Consider the following 14,556-nt stretch of genomic DNA (forward strand, 5'->3'; position numbering starts at 1 on the left):
ATGCGCGAGACGATCCGGTTCTTAAAAGGCGGCGAAGTCATCGAGCTTTCCGATGTGCGCCCGACGGAAACCGTTCTCGATTATTTGCGTTTGCGGTGCCGTCTGACCGGAACCAAGGAAGGGTGCGGGGAGGGCGATTGCGGTGCCTGCACGGTCGCGCTCGGCCGCCTTGTCAATGGCAGGATGGTGTACCGGCCGATCAACAGCTGCATCCAGTTGCTCGGCATGATCGACGGCGCCGAACTGGTAACAGTGGAAGATCTGGCCGCCGATGGGCGTCTGCATCCCGTGCAACAGGCCATGGTGGATCTGCACGGGTCGCAATGCGGCTTCTGCACACCCGGTTTCATCATGACGCTGTTTACGCTCTACCACGCGGAGGGGGAGGAGAAGAGCCGCAAGACGGTGTGCGATTGGCTTGCCGGAAATCTGTGCCGCTGCACGGGCTATCGTCCGATTGTCGACGCTGCGCTCAATGCCTGCTTCGAGGCCGCCGGCGATGCTTTCGCCTGGCGGGCGAACGAAACGCGCGACAAACTTCGCGCGATCATGGACAGCCGTGACATCTACATCAATCGTGACGGGTTTTTCGCATCGCCCGCCACGGTCGACGGGCTTGCGTCTCTTTATGCGGCCAACCCGGATGCAACGCTGGTTGCGGGAGCGACAGATGTCGGGCTCTGGGTCACCAAGCATCTGGCCGATCTGCCGAAAATCATCTGGCTGGGACGCATCGCGGGACTGGACCGGGTGGAGGAAAGCCCTGCAGGTGTGCTGATGGGAGCCACGGCCACCTATGCCGACAGTGAAGCGGCGATGGCGGGATTGTCACCTGCCCTTGGCGAACTCTGGCGCCGGATCGGGTCGAAGCAGGTGCGGGCGTCCGGCACGATTGGCGGCAACATCGCCAACGGGTCGCCGATTGGCGATACCCCGCCCGCCCTGATCGCGCTTGGAGCCACATTGGAACTGCAGTCGAAGGACAATGAACGGACCTTGCCGCTTGAGGACTTTTTCTTGGAATACGGCAAACAGGACCGCAAACCGGATGAATTCGTTACTGGCGTGTTCGTGCCCCGTCCCGATGCAAATCAGATTTTCCGCTGTTTCAAGATCTCGAAGCGGTTCGATCAGGACATCTCCTCGGTCATGGGCGCGTTCCGGTTCACCGTCGTCAGCGGGACGATCACCGACGCCCGGATCGCCTATGGCGGGATGGCGGGCACACCCATGCGCGCCAAAGGCGCCGAGACCGCGTTGATCGGGGCGGTGCTCGACAACCCGGCAAGCTGGGGAACGGCGATGAAGGCGCTGGTGTCCGACTTCAAGCCCTTGACGGATATGCGGGCATCTTCCGAATACCGGATGGAAACGGCGCGCGCCTTGCTCGCCAAGGCGTTGATGGAGGCCAGCGGTTCGGATCCGGCGGGCTTGAACGTGCTTGATCACAGGGAGGCCGCCGATGACCGCGCCGCTTGATCCACGCAAGGGACAGCCCGCTGCGGCCGCGACACTGGCTCAAGTGCGCAAGCCCCTTGCGCATGACAGCGCCCAGAAACACGTGACCGGGACGGCGGCTTATGTCGACGATGTGGTCGAACCGGTTGGAATGCTGCATGTCGCTCCGGGTTGGGCCCGAAACGCCGTGCGTGGAAAGATCCTGAACCTCGATCTCGACAAGGCAAGGGCCGTAGACGGCGTGGTTGCGGTTCTGACCGCCGCCGATGTTCCAGGCATCAATGACTGTTCGCCAGCTCTCGGCGATGATCCGGTCTTCGCCGATGGCGAAATCCAGTTTTTCGGACAGGTCGTTTTCGCCGTCGTCGCCGAGACCCGCGATGCCGCCCGCCGGGCCGCGCGGCTGGCAGCAGTGGAGATCGAGCCGATCACGGCCATCATCTCGCCCGAAGATGCTGTGGCGGCCGACACCACGGTCCTGCCGGACTATCAATTCCGCCGGGGGTCGCCCGAAACCGGAATGACGGCGGCAGATCACATCTTGTCGGGCGTCATGCATATCGGCGGCCAGGAACACTTTTATCTGGAGGGACAAGCCGCCTTTGCCGTGCCGCAGGAAGACGGGGGCATGTTTGTCCACTCGTCCACGCAGCATCCCACGGAAGTGCAGCACACGGTTGCCAAGGTCTTGGGCGTGCCGGATGCGCTCGTGACCACCGAAGTGCGGCGCATGGGCGGCGGCTTTGGCGGCAAGGAGAGCCAGGCGAACCAATGGGCGGCGATCGCGGCGATTGCCGCCGCTCACACCGGCCGGCCGTGCAAGCTGAGGCTTGACCGTGATGACGACATGATCATGACCGGCAAACGGCACGATTTCCGGGTCGAGTGGCAGGTGGGACATGACGGTGAAGGCCGGATCCGCGCCGTCGAGCTCGATTTTCTGGCCCGCTGCGGCTATTCCGCAGACCTGTCGCTCGGCGTGAACGACCGCACCATGTTCCATGCCGATTCCAGCTACTTTTATCCGGACGCGGCAATCCGCAGCCGGAGGCTGAAGACCGACACCGTGTCCAACACCGCGTTTCGCGGCTTTGGCGGCCCTCAAGGGATGCTGGCGGCCGAACGTCTGATTGATGCCATCGCGATTTCCACCGGCAAGGATCCGCTGGAGGTCCGCAAGATCAATTTCTATGACGCTGAGCGGAATTTCACGCCCTATGGCATGCCGGTGGAAGAACATCATGTCTTGCACGACCTGATCGCCCAGTTGGAGAAGAGTTCCGGTTACTGGGACCGGCGGGAGCGCGTCCGGGCTTTCAATGCGGCGAGCCCGGTGCTCAAGAAAGGCTTGGCCCTGACCCCGGTGAAGTTCGGAATTTCTTTTACACTTAAGCACTTGAATCAAGCCGGGGCGTTGGTTCACCTCTATACCGATGGCTCGATCCAGCTCAATCATGGCGGCACCGAAATGGGGCAGGGGCTCTATCAGAAGGTTGCCCAGGTAGTTGCCGACGAATTCGGCGTCGGCCTCGACCGGATCCGCATCACCGCGACCAACACGTCCAAGGTGCCCAACACCGGCCCGACGGCCGCTTCATCGGGAACGGATCTCAACGCGATGGCAGCCAAGCGCGCGGCAGAGGCGATCAAGGCCCGGTTGATCGGATTCTTGTCAACCGAGCATCAGGTGCCGGAAGACCAGATCCATTTCGCCTCCAACAAGGTGTTCGCCGGCGAGAAGGTGCTGACGCTTGCCGAAGTGGCGAAGGCCGCGCACATGGCGCGGATCCAGATGTCCCACGCCGGTTTCTATGCGACCCCGGGCATTACCTGGGAGCGGGAGAGCGCAACCGGCCGCCCGTTCCTCTATTTCGCCTATGGCGGAGCGTGCGCGGAAGTCACCATCGACACCATGACCGGTGAAATGACCGTGGACCGGGTCGATATTCTCCATGACGTTGGCCATTCCATCAATCCTGCCATCGATATTGGGCAGATCGAGGGCGGGTTCGTTCAGGGGATGGGCTGGCTTACGACGGAGGAACTGTGGTGGGACGACGCTGGACGGCTGCGGACACATGCGCCATCGACCTACAAGATCCCGACGGCGTCGGATATCCCGCCGGACTTCCGCGTCGCCCTTTACGAGGGCAACGGCAATCCGCAGGACACAATCTATCGTTCGAAAGCGGTCGGCGAACCGCCCGTGATGCTCGCGAATGCCGTGTTCTGCGCCATCAACGATGCGGTCGCCAGCCTCAAGCCCGGGATGATTCCCGAGTTGAACGCCCCCGCCACGCCGGAAGCGATCATGAAGGCGGTGAGAGGCATGCGGAGAGCCAAGGCGCCGCAATCGCACGAACCGGTGCAGGCATGATCGTCTGGGCCCATATCGCGGAGACACTGGAAACGGGAGCGGGCTGTGCCCTGGTGACAGTGGCCCGCGCGGAAGGCTCGACGCCGCGTGAGGCCGGGGCCCGGATGGTGGTCCGGCAGGATGGTGCCTTTTTCGGCACGATTGGCGGCGGGAGCCTGGAATACGAGGCGATAAAATGGGCCCGGGAGGGTTTGGCCGAAAAGGTGCCGGGCTTGACCATCAAACGCATGTCTTTGGGACCGGACCTTGGCCAATGCTGCGGCGGGCGGACGGATATCGCCATCGAAGTGCTCGGCCCGGGCGCGCTCGACACCGCGCGCCAGCTCGCCGCGTTTGAACGGACCGGCGGGCGGTTTTCCACCGTCGCCCGGATCGTGGACCATGGTCCTATCATCCGCAGCATCGAGGAGGCGCCGGACAGCCCCGACTTCGAGTTGGATGGGCATGGACGGCTGCGCGAGCGTTTCGGAATGGACCGCCGCCCGGTCTTCTTGTTTGGTGCCGGCCATGTCGGCAGGGCACTGGTCCTCGCCCTTGCGCCTTTGCCGTTCCAGGTGACCTGGATCGACAGCCGCGCGGAGCAGTTTCCCTCTGCCGTTCCTTCCAACACGCAAAAACGGCTTGTCGACCGGCCTGCGGAGGTGCTGGCGCACGCGCCGGCTTCGGCCTTCATTTTGGCCATGACCCATTCCCATGCCCAGGACGAGGACATCATGGCCGCAGCCCTGGCGCAGCAGCGCTTTGCCTATTGCGGTGTGATCGGCAGCCGAACCAAACGCGCGCGCTTCGTCAAAAGACTGAAACAAAGAGGAATTCCTGAGGCGATCGTGGCATCGATGGTCTGTCCCATCGGCCTTCCATCGGTGCGGTCGAAGCTGCCCGCCGCCATTGCGGCCGGGGTCGCCGCAGACCTTCTTTTGCGGGATGAAGCAGCTCATCAACAGGCCGGTGCTGGCAAAGGGCTTGCACAACAAATAACACATGGTCAATAAAGCGGCAGAACCTTGGGGGTGAACAGGTGGCAGAGGTGTTGATGGCGGGCGAGGAAGACCGCACCCACGCCCAGAAAAGACCGGAAACGGGCACGCTGCTCGATGCGCGTGGCTTGACCAAGCGCTTTGGTGACATCCTGGCCAATGACCGTGTCGATCTGGCGATCAACACCGGCGAGATCCATGCGCTTCTGGGCGAGAACGGGGCCGGGAAATCCACCCTCGTCAAGATGTTTTACGGATCGCTGGAACCGGATGGGGGGGCGATTTCGTGGCAAGGGCGGACGGTCGCCATCACAAGCCCGGCGGAAGCCCGTGCGCTCGGCATCGGCATGGTGTTCCAGCATTTCTCCCTGTTCGAGGCCCTGACCGTCGCCGAGAACATCGCATTGGCCTTTCCCAAGCCTGGAAACATGCGCAAACTGGCGGCCCGCATCCGCGAGGTGTCCGAAGACTACGGCCTGCCGCTTGACCCTGACGCGGTGGTCGCGGATCTGCCGGTCGGTATTCGCCAACGGATCGAGATCGTCCGCTGTCTGCTTCAAGAACCGCGCCTCATCATCATGGATGAACCCACATCCGTCCTGACACCCCAGGAGGCGGACCGGCTGTTCCTCACTTTGCAACGGCTGGCCAGCGAGGGCTGTGCTGTGCTGTATATCTCCCATCGTCTGGAAGAGGTTCAGCGGATCTGCCATCACGCCACGATCCTTCGGCACGGCAAGGTGGTTCGCGAATGCGATCCGACCCGCGAGACGGCCGCTTCGCTTGCGCGCATGATGGTCGGAACAGAGGTCATGGGCGTTTCGATCACCGATCACGAACCCGCCATTGGCCGAACCCGTCTGGCCCTGAGAAACCTGACTTCCCCCGCTACCAACCCGTTTGCCACCGAATTGCGGGGCATCAACCTGGATGTCCGGGCGGGGGAGGTGGTTGCCATCGCGGGCGTTGCCGGCAATGGCCAGGGCGAACTGTTCGATGCCGTTTCCGGGGAAGTGCGCGTTGGGCCGGACATGGTCTGCCTGGACGATGGTCCGTGCGGCAACCGGGACATCACCTGGCGGCGGCGCAGGAACGCGGCATTCGTGCCCGAGGAACGCCTCGGGCACGGCGCCGTGCCGGGCATGAAGCTGTCCCAGAATGTCATCCTGACGCGCCACGGCACGGGCGATGGCTTGTCGAGTGCCGGTTTTCTTTCCAGCAAGATGGCTGTCGGCATCGAGCAGCGGATCAAGAAAACCTATGACGTCCGCATGTCGCATGATGATCCGGAGGCCCGTTCGCTATCGGGCGGAAATCTGCAAAAATTCGTGGTTGGCCGGGAACTCGACCGCAAGCCGGGCATTCTCGTCGTCAATCAGCCGACCTGGGGCGTCGACGCCGGCGCGGCCGCTTTGATCCGCCAGGCCTTGATCGATCTGGCACGGTCCGGATCCGCCGTACTGGTGATCAGCCAGGACCTTGATGAGATCTTCGAGATCGCTGACCGCATTGCGGTCATATCGCGCGGGCATCTGTCCGGCGCCGAAGATGCCCGCACCATGACCCGCGAGCGCATCGGCCTGCTCATGGCGGGTGATGCGGAAAAGGCGGGAGCGGCGTGATGCGGATCGAACTCGTCAAACGCAAGGAACAAAGCCGGGCGATGCTGCTTCTGTCGCCATTGATCGCGGTCGGCCTCACCTTGATCACCGCAGCGCTGCTGTTCATAGTGACCGGCAAGGACCCGGCGCTCGGCCTCTACAAGTTTTTCATCGAGCCGCTGACAGACACCTGGTCGCTTCAGGAAATCGTGGTCAAGGCGACCCCCCTCATCCTGATTGCCTGTGGATTGTCGGTCTGTTTCCTGTCCAACAACTGGAACATTGGCGCCGAAGGCCAGTTTGTTTTTGGCGCCATTTGCGGCTGCTTCCTGCCAATCCTTTTTCCTGAATTCGCAAACGGGGCGACCCTGCCGCTGATGCTGCTGTTCGGGGCGCTCGGTGGAGCAGCCTGGGCGTTCATCCCCGCGATCCTTAAGACGCGCTTCAACACCAACGAGATCCTCACAAGTCTGATGCTGGTCTATGTCGCCGGCCTTCTGCTCGATTATCTAGTGCGCGGTCCCTGGCGCGATCCAGGCGGCTTCAATTTTCCCGAATCCCGGATCTTTTCAGATGCGGCAACGCTGCCGGCCATCGGCGATGGACGGATGAGCCTGTCCGCCCCCATTGCCCTGATCGTCGTTGTGGTTCTGGCCATCGTGCTCGCCAGGACCATGAAGGGATTTGAGATCCGCGTGATGGGCGAGAGCCCGCGTGCGGGCAGTTTCGCGGGATTTTCCGCCAAGAAGCTCACGCTTTTTGCCTTCGCGTTTGCTGGCGCGATGGCCGGTCTGGCTGGAACGATGGAAGTCTCCGGATCACTCAACCAACTCCTCCCGAGCATTTCTCCCGGGTACGGGTTCACCGCGATCATCGTTGCTTTTCTGGGCCGGTTGAATCCGGTCGGGATCCTCGTGGCGGGGTTCATTCTGGCTCTGTCCTATATTGGCGGGGAAGCCGTGCAGGCCTCCATGGGAGTGTCGGACAAGATTGCCAGCGTGATCCAGGGGCTGCTGCTTTTCTATGTGCTCGCATGCGATACGCTCATTCTCTATCAGGTCCGTTTGAGCCGCGCGCGTCCAGCGGCAATCGCCGGGGAGGCGGAACATGTTTGAGGCCGTTCTTCTCACAGTCATCACTGCGGCTACGCCCCTGCTGATCGCCGCCATCGGCGAACTGGTCGTCGAGCGGTCGGGCGTTCTCAACCTCGGCGTCGAAGGCATGATGATCATGGGTGCCGTTGTCGGCTTCGCGGTCGCCAACCAAACAGGCTCGGGAAGCCTGGGCGTTGTGGCAGCCATCGGAGCGGGGATGGCCATGTCGGCCCTGTTCGCGTTCCTCGTGCTGGTCATGGTGACGAACCAGGTGGCAAGCGGCCTCGCGCTGACCATCCTTGGACTGGGGCTGTCCGGCATGATCGGCGAGGCCTTTATCGGGGTTCCCGGTCTCAAATTGCCCGAACTCCATATTCCGTTTCTTTCGGACCTCCCGTTCATCGGGCCTGTGGTGTTCCAGCAGGATGCCCTAGTCTATGTGGCCTTCGCTTTGGTTGCCGGGGTCAGCTACATGCTCTTCCGCACCCGCATGGGCCTGGTGCTGCGTTCGGTTGGCGACAATCACGCCTCCGCGCATGCCCTTGGATATTCGGTCATCAAAGTGCGGTTCCTGGCGATCCTGTTTGGCGGGGCCTGTGCCGGACTGGCCGGGGCCTACATGTCGCTCGCCTATACGCCGCAATGGGTTGAGAACATGACGGCCGGACGGGGCTGGATAGCCCTGGCCCTGGTTGTCTTCGCCTCCTGGCTGCCCTGGCGTGTGGTTGCCGGCGCCTACCTCTTCGGGGCCGTGACCGTCCTGACATTCCACGCTCAGGCGCAAGGTTTCGGTATACCGTCCCAATTCCTGTCCAGTCTGCCGTATCTTGCCACCATCGTGGTGCTTGTCTTGATTTCGGCAAATCGCAGACTGACGCTGGTCAACACTCCGGCCTGCCTCGGCAAGCCGTTCGTACCGGACCGGTAGGGCCTCCCAGCCGCCGGTTCATGCCAGGCCCGCCGCGATCCGGGCTTTGGCAAACAGCATGATCGCCGCAAATAGATCAACCAAGAGGGGAAGTCGTGTAATGAAAAACGTTCTGAAATCCGCTGTCGCGGGTCTGGCCCTGATGGCCGGTGCCTCCGCCGCGAATGCCGCCGACCTGAAGGCCTGTTTCGTCTATGTCGGACCCGTTGGGGACTTCGGCTGGAGCTACCAGCATGATCAGGGCCGTCTTTCCGTCGAAGAACATTTCGGCGATCGGGTTGAAACCGCCTATCTGGAAAGCGTGAAGGAAGGCCCGGACGCCGAGCGGGCGATCGAGCGCTTTGCCCGCGACGGATGCGGCATCATTTTCACCACCTCCTTCGGGTTCATGAACCCGACGATCAAGGTCGCCGCAAAGTATCCGGATGTGAAGTTCGAGCATGCGACCGGATACAAGACCGCGGAAAACGTCGCGACCTATAACTCAAAGTTCCATCAGGGCCGCTACATCATCGGTCAGATTGCCGCCAAGCAGTCAAAGACCGGTGTTGCCGGCTACATCGCCTCTTTCCCCATTCCGGAAGTCGTGTCGGGCATCAACGCGTTCATGCTGGGCGCCCAGTCGGTGAATCCGGACTTCCAAGTGAAGGTTGTCTGGGTGAACACCTGGTTCGATCCGGGCAAGGAAGCCGACGCGGCGAAGGCCCTGATCGACCAGGGCGCGGATGTCATTTCCCAGCACACCGATTCCACGGCGCCGCTTCAGGTCGCCCAGGAGCGGGGCGTTCACGGGTTCGGGCAAGCGTCCGACATGATCGCCTTCGCACCGGATGCGCAATACACCTCGATCATTGACGAATGGGGTCCATACTACATCCACCGGGTCGAGGAAGTGTTGAACGGGACCTGGAAGAGCCATTCTTCCTGGGAAGGGCTGGCTGAAGGCCACGTGGTGATGGCGCCATACACCAATCTGCCCGAGGATGTCGTTGCGATGGCCAAGGCAACCGAACAGAAGATCATCGATGGATGGGAGCCCTTCACCGGCCCGATCACCAAGCAGGACGGCACCGTGGCCGCCGAAGATGGTGTCCGGTTGGATGACGGCGCGATTCTTGGGATGAACTGGTATGTAAAAGGCATCGACGACAAGCTGCCGCAATAAAACGGTCTCGGGCCGCCGCCGCATCCCAGCGGTTCCGGCGGCCCGGTTCCTGACCCTGTTTGCGCGCCGGGAGACGGGCTTGACCCGGCCGGTGCGCCCCTCATCCGCATTTCTTGGACGGAGCGCGCATGACCCTTGCCTTTGCAATGGATTGGTTGAACCTGCTGTTCCGGTGGGCCCATCTCGTTGTTGGGATCGCCTGGATCGGGACTTCCTTCTACTTCATCGCGCTCGATCTCTCGCTGAGAAAGCGCGAGAAAATGAAGGAAGGTGTGTTCGGCACCGCTTGGGAGGTTCATGGCGGCGGCTTCTATCATGTCGAAAAATACACGGTCGCGCCCAGGGAGCTTCCCGAAGATCTGATCTGGTACAAGTGGGAGGCCTATCTGACCTGGGTCACGGGCTTCGCCCTGCTGATTGTCATGTACTACTTCAATGCCAGCGCCTATCTGATCGATCCCGCGAAAATGGACCTGCGTCCGCTCGATGCGATTGCAATATCGGTTCTGTCGCTGGCTGCGGGATGGCTCGTCTATGACCGGTTGTGCCGTTCGAGGATCGGCCAGAACACGGGGTTGCTCGCGATCTGCGTGTTCCTGCTGATCATGGCGGCCACCTATATGTACACCCATGTCTTTTCCGGCAGGGGCGCGTTGATCCATGTGGGCGCCTTCATGGGAACGATCATGGCGGTCAACGTCTTCGGCGTGATCATCCCGAACCAGAAGAAGATCGTCGCAAGTCTTCTGAAAGGCGAGGCACCCGATCCGGCACTGGGAGCGATGGGCAAGCAGCGTTCGGTGCACAACAATTATCTGACCTTGCCGGTGCTCCTGATGATGGTGTCGAACCATTATCCCATGTTGACCGGGCACCCCCAGGCCTGGCTGCTGGTGGCCCTTGTTCTGGTGATCGGCGGCATGGTGCGTCATTTCCTGAACCGGCACGATGCCGGTGACAGTATCCGGAAGTTCTGGTGGACCCTGCCGGCTGCCGCCACCGGTCTGGCGGTTGCCCTCGTGATGACCGCTCCGCGCGACTTTTCCAGCATCGGCGGCCCGCAGATCGCCGATGCGACCGTGGTTGCCATCACACAGACCCATTGCGCGACCTGTCACGCGGCCACTCCAACTTATGAGGGCTTCGACGAGGCGCCCAAGAATATTCAACTTGAAACGGTGGAAGATCTTCGCCGCTATGCGGATCTGGTCATGGCGCAGGCCGTCCAGTCGGATGCCATGCCGCTTGCAAATGAAAGCGGCATGACACGCGAGGAGCGGGATACTCTGGGTCTCTGGTTGGCGCAGCAACGAAAATGAACGGCGCGGGGGAGGGGAATGTATACGATCGAAACGGTGAATGGCTGGGACAAGCAGGCCTTCGTCGCCGCCTTTAGCGATGTGGCCGAACATTCACCCTGGGTGGCGGAACGGGCTTTCGCCGCCCGTCCGTTTGCCTCGCGCGACGGCGTGATCGCTGCTTTCGAAGCCGCCATGCACATGGCGGCCGAACAGGACCAGATCGCGCTGGTGCGGGCCCATCCGGATCTTGCGGGAAAGGCGGCGCTGGCCGGCGAACTCGCCGAGGATTCCAGGCGTGAACAAGCCGGGGCCGGGCTCGACAGCCTGACGCAGGAAGAGTTCGACAAGTTCACCGCGCTCAACACCCGCTACAAGGAAAAGTTCGGTTTTCCCTTTATTTTCGCGGTCAAGGGCGCCACCAAGGATCAGATCCTGACGGCCTTCGAACAGCGATTGGAAAACGACGGCGGAACGGAATTCGAAACCGCTTTGAAACAGATTGCCCGCATTTTCCGGTTCCGGCTGGAAGACCGCATCACGGGAGCTTAGGTTCATCGGCAGATCCGGCAGTGCAACGGTGCTCTAACGGTTGATGGGGCGGGCGATGGGCGGGCGATGATTGGGCGGCGCGATGTTCTATCCGGAGCGAAGGTTGCCGGCGCGTCTCCGGCGGCCGCCGGGGCTGGTTCTGGGGCTGGTGCTGGTCACATGCCGTCCTTAGAAACGTCCTCTTTCCAGTCCGGGATGAAACCGGGAAACGGCGGGTTTCAACTCGCGCTCGGCGGCGGAGCCGCCAAGGCGTTCGCTCATATTTCGGTTCTGGAATCAATTGATGAACTCGGCATCCGGCCAACGGCCATCGCCGGAACCTCGATGGGCGCTATCCTTGGCGGGTTCTATTCCAGCGGGATGCCGGCAAGCGAGATCCGGCGTTTCGCGGTCGAACTGTTTAAACGAAGGAGCCAGCTCTTCCAGAAGCTGTTCTTGACCGGTGGCCGAACCTGGGCGTCATTGCTCGATTTTGGCCGCCCCTCAATCATTGATCCGCTTGTCTTGTTCGAAACGGTTTTCCCGGCAGGACTGGCAGAAACCTTCGAGGACCTGGACATCCCACTGCACGTCGTTGCCACCGATTTTCACACCCAGTCGGAAACGGTGCTGTCATCCGGTCCTTTGCTGCCGGCAATTGCAGCCTCGTCGGCGCTGCCCATGCTCCTGACGCCGGTCGTGATCGGGGGGCGGGTCTTGATCGATGGCGGGTTTGTCAATCCCACCCCCTTCGACGTGTTTGCCGACAAGGAGGTGCGAACGGTTGCGGTCGATGTGACCAGCAGCGACTTTTCCACGATCAAAGGCCTCCCAAGTGGTATCGAAACCTGGCTCGGATCCATCTCCATCACGTTCCATTCGCTTGTGGCCGCAAAATTGGCCTGCTCCCGCCCGGACCTTCTGATCGAACCGCCAATCGGTCATTTCAAGACGATGGACTTTTTCAAGATCGAGGAGATCCTGTCGGCTGCGGACGCTTCCAAGGAGATTTATAAACGTCAGGTTTCGAACCTGCTGGATATCCGCTGAACTTTCCTGACACACAGACTTTCGCACCGGAACGGTTTTTGGAATGTGTGCAAGGTTGCCGCCTGATTCAGCCGGGAGCATCCGCAACGCAGGGTGAACCGCGACTGCCGTTGCCCTGAACCGGCGTGCGTCGCTTTGAGACGGATCCACCGGCAGAAAAGCCGAAACAATCGGAGGCAAAATATTTAGAGCTGATTCAGGGCTTTGTGTTTCAGTAGCGTCAAATGGACGTGGATTACTGGACATGTCCGATCAGCCGCCGGCCGAGAGAAAAGGATGATCTTGGCAATACTACGCAACCCATATGGTCCCGCAATGATGGCTCTGGAGGGCCGGTCTTGGCATGCGACGCCGGTTTCAAGGCGCGCTGCCGGCCGTTCGGCCCCTGAGGCCTTTGGCCTGTTCTTGCCCGTGATTGTGGTCTTGATGTGGGCGCTCTGGTCCGCACCTGCTGCCGCTCAGCCGGTCGCCGAAACCTCTGTGCCGGTGTCCTTTGCCGTGGTGATCGCATCATGGGCCGCAGCATTGTTTGCCACTGGCGCGGCTGTCCTGATCTATTCCAAGTATCGGGCCCTTCGGCGAAGACTGCTGGAAGAGACACGTCATGGCCAGTTCTTGAACGACCATGACATGCTGACCCAGTTGCCCAACCGGCAGGCCTTCAACATGCGGGTCGAAAGCGCGCGCGGCGCGATGCTTGAAGGCGACCGGATCGGCATCATCGCCTTCGATCTTTCTGCGCTTCGCCGCATCACCGACAGTCTCGGATACGCGGCGGGCGATGCGCTTTTGAAGGAAGTGGCCGATCGCGTGGGCGTGCACCTGGCCAATATCGATCCGCGAAACGTCCTGGCCCGGGGAACCGGCGCGGGATTTCTGTGCATGGTACGGATCGACAGGGACAGCGGGACGGACCTTCTCAAGATCGCACACGATATTGCCGGCCTGTTCCGCCAGCCCATTGAAACCGCCTACGGGACGATCCTGGTCAGCCTGTCGATTGGGGTGGCGCGCACTGGCAGGGTGGACGACGTCTATACCGATCCGGTTCAGAACGCCGAACTCGCCCTCAATGCCGCAAAGCGCAAGCCGCAGGGTCAAATCGTGACCTACAAGCCGATCATGCGCGCTGAACTGCAAAGACGGCTCATGATCGAGGCCGAACTGGGAAAGGCCATCGACCAGTGTGGTGTCATCCCTTACTACCAGCCGCAATTCGATCTCAAAACCGGTGAGATCAGTGCTCTGGAAGCTCTGGCGCGATGGCATCATCCCGATCTTGGCTGGGTCTCGCCCGCCGAATTCATTCCCGTGGCCGAATCCAGTGGTGACATTGTCCCACTCGGCCGCCTGATCCTCGAGACGGCTTGCACCGAAGTGCAGCTTGTCTCTGACAGCCTGCCGGTCTCCGTGAACCTGTCGGTCTCCCAGATCTTCAATGACGATGTCTGTGGAATGGTGCGCGAATGCCTGGCGCGCACGGGGCTTCCGGCGCATCGCTTGAAACTGGAAGTAACCGAGTCGGTTTTCATGACCGACATTGATCATGTCTATGAGACGCTGCAAACGCTCAGCGATTTCGGCGTTGAGATATCCCTGGACGATTTCGGCACCGGGTATTCGGCCCTGTCTTATCTCAGCCGCTTCAAGTGGAGCGAACTCAAGATTGACCGGTCATTTGTCAATCAGGCTTTCAAAAACGATCTCACGCTGGAAATCATCGCCATGATGCTCGCGCTTGCCCGCAAAATGGATGCGGGTGTGGTCGTGGAGGGAGTGGAGACGATTGAGCAACGGGATTTGTTCGCATCGCTCGGATGTGAGTTCGGGCAGGGCTATCTGTTCGGCGGCCCGATGTCGATCGAAGACATCGCGCTCTTGTTCTTCGACACGGAGGCGGCTGTCGGGGCCTCCTGATCTGGCAGCTTTCCCAGACGTTCCCTAACGATGACAGCCTGCGGCTGAACGGCGTTTTCGCGACCCCATCAGGCCCGGCTCAAGAGCGCATGGGCGGCCCCTTCAAACGCAGTGAATTATTCTCAAAGCGCCGTTGGTTTGTGGTCACAACGCGGATGCC

General features: G+C 61.3%; 11 protein-coding genes. All 11 read left to right on the forward strand.

Annotated elements, in window-relative coordinates; genetic code table 11:
• The 11 genes from xdhA to F0184_RS07935 all read left to right on the forward strand — a co-directional run bounded on the left by xdhA (position 1) and on the right by F0184_RS07935 (position 14,396).
• Positions 1 to 1,479, forward strand: a complete 1,479-nt coding sequence (xdhA, locus tag F0184_RS07885) for a xanthine dehydrogenase small subunit (RefSeq protein ID WP_150495632.1) — start codon at positions 1 to 3, stop codon at positions 1,477 to 1,479.
• On the forward strand, positions 1,463 to 3,835 hold the full coding sequence (xdhB, locus tag F0184_RS07890) for a xanthine dehydrogenase molybdopterin binding subunit (protein ID WP_150495633.1): 2,373 nt from the start codon (positions 1,463 to 1,465) through the stop codon (positions 3,833 to 3,835). Before xdhA ends, xdhB begins: the two co-directional genes overlap by 17 nt.
• Positions 3,832 to 4,827, forward strand: coding sequence for a xanthine dehydrogenase accessory protein XdhC (gene xdhC, locus F0184_RS07895; protein ID WP_150495634.1), 996 nt, complete (start codon positions 3,832 to 3,834; stop codon positions 4,825 to 4,827). Before xdhB ends, xdhC begins: the two co-directional genes overlap by 4 nt.
• Positions 4,828 to 4,868: 41 nt before the next feature.
• Positions 4,869 to 6,434 (forward strand): ABC transporter ATP-binding protein, encoded by a 1,566-nt coding sequence (locus F0184_RS07900; protein ID WP_150495821.1) that lies wholly within the window; start codon positions 4,869 to 4,871, stop codon positions 6,432 to 6,434.
• The gene (locus F0184_RS07905) at positions 6,434 to 7,528 is read left to right on the forward strand and encodes an ABC transporter permease (RefSeq protein WP_150495635.1); all 1,095 of its coding nucleotides are present in this window, start codon (positions 6,434 to 6,436) and stop codon (positions 7,526 to 7,528) included. The genes F0184_RS07900 and F0184_RS07905 overlap by 1 nt, the downstream gene beginning before the upstream one ends.
• Positions 7,521 to 8,435: an ABC transporter permease gene (locus tag F0184_RS07910; protein WP_150495636.1), complete on the forward strand. Its 915-nt coding sequence runs from the start codon at positions 7,521 to 7,523 to the stop codon at positions 8,433 to 8,435. The genes F0184_RS07905 and F0184_RS07910 overlap by 8 nt, the downstream gene beginning before the upstream one ends.
• A gap of 100 nt (positions 8,436 to 8,535) precedes the next feature.
• On the forward strand, positions 8,536 to 9,600 hold the full coding sequence (locus F0184_RS07915; protein WP_150495637.1) for a BMP family ABC transporter substrate-binding protein: 1,065 nt from the start codon (positions 8,536 to 8,538) through the stop codon (positions 9,598 to 9,600).
• A gap of 128 nt (positions 9,601 to 9,728) precedes the next feature.
• Positions 9,729 to 10,919: a urate hydroxylase PuuD gene (locus F0184_RS07920; protein WP_150495638.1), complete on the forward strand. Its 1,191-nt coding sequence runs from the start codon at positions 9,729 to 9,731 to the stop codon at positions 10,917 to 10,919.
• 18 nt (positions 10,920 to 10,937) lie between these two features.
• Positions 10,938 to 11,450: a 2-oxo-4-hydroxy-4-carboxy-5-ureidoimidazoline decarboxylase gene (gene uraD, locus F0184_RS07925; protein WP_150495639.1), complete on the forward strand. Its 513-nt coding sequence runs from the start codon at positions 10,938 to 10,940 to the stop codon at positions 11,448 to 11,450.
• A gap of 159 nt (positions 11,451 to 11,609) precedes the next feature.
• The gene (locus tag F0184_RS07930) at positions 11,610 to 12,479 is read left to right on the forward strand and encodes a patatin-like phospholipase family protein (protein WP_244299061.1); all 870 of its coding nucleotides are present in this window, start codon (positions 11,610 to 11,612) and stop codon (positions 12,477 to 12,479) included.
• A gap of 282 nt (positions 12,480 to 12,761) precedes the next feature.
• Positions 12,762 to 14,396: a putative bifunctional diguanylate cyclase/phosphodiesterase gene (locus F0184_RS07935; protein WP_206668318.1), complete on the forward strand. Its 1,635-nt coding sequence runs from the start codon at positions 12,762 to 12,764 to the stop codon at positions 14,394 to 14,396.
• The last annotated feature ends 160 nt before the right edge of the window (positions 14,397 to 14,556 follow it).

Origin of the sequence: Roseibium aquae (assembly GCF_008711285.1) — a bacterium.
GTDB lineage: Bacteria > Pseudomonadota > Alphaproteobacteria > Rhizobiales > Stappiaceae > Roseibium > Roseibium aquae.

What these genes read in the sequence shown, in the direction of transcription:
- F0184_RS07915 (WP_150495637.1), top strand. Translation starts at nt 8,536, where the DNA reads ATGAAAAACGTTCTGAAATCCGCTGTCGCGGGTCTGGCCCTGATGGCC.
- xdhC (WP_150495634.1), top strand. Translation starts at nt 3,832, where the DNA reads ATGATCGTCTGGGCCCATATCGCGGAGACACTGGAAACGGGAGCGGGC.
- F0184_RS07930 (WP_244299061.1), top strand. Translation starts at nt 11,610, where the DNA reads ATGCCGTCCTTAGAAACGTCCTCTTTCCAGTCCGGGATGAAACCGGGA.
- F0184_RS07905 (WP_150495635.1), top strand. Translation starts at nt 6,434, where the DNA reads ATGCGGATCGAACTCGTCAAACGCAAGGAACAAAGCCGGGCGATGCTG.
- xdhB (WP_150495633.1), top strand. Translation starts at nt 1,463, where the DNA reads ATGACCGCGCCGCTTGATCCACGCAAGGGACAGCCCGCTGCGGCCGCG.
- uraD (WP_150495639.1), top strand. Translation starts at nt 10,938, where the DNA reads ATGTATACGATCGAAACGGTGAATGGCTGGGACAAGCAGGCCTTCGTC.
- F0184_RS07910 (WP_150495636.1), top strand. Translation starts at nt 7,521, where the DNA reads ATGTTTGAGGCCGTTCTTCTCACAGTCATCACTGCGGCTACGCCCCTG.
- xdhA (WP_150495632.1), top strand. Translation starts at nt 1, where the DNA reads ATGCGCGAGACGATCCGGTTCTTAAAAGGCGGCGAAGTCATCGAGCTT.
- F0184_RS07900 (WP_150495821.1), top strand. Translation starts at nt 4,869, where the DNA reads ATGGCGGGCGAGGAAGACCGCACCCACGCCCAGAAAAGACCGGAAACG.
- F0184_RS07920 (WP_150495638.1), top strand. Translation starts at nt 9,729, where the DNA reads ATGACCCTTGCCTTTGCAATGGATTGGTTGAACCTGCTGTTCCGGTGG.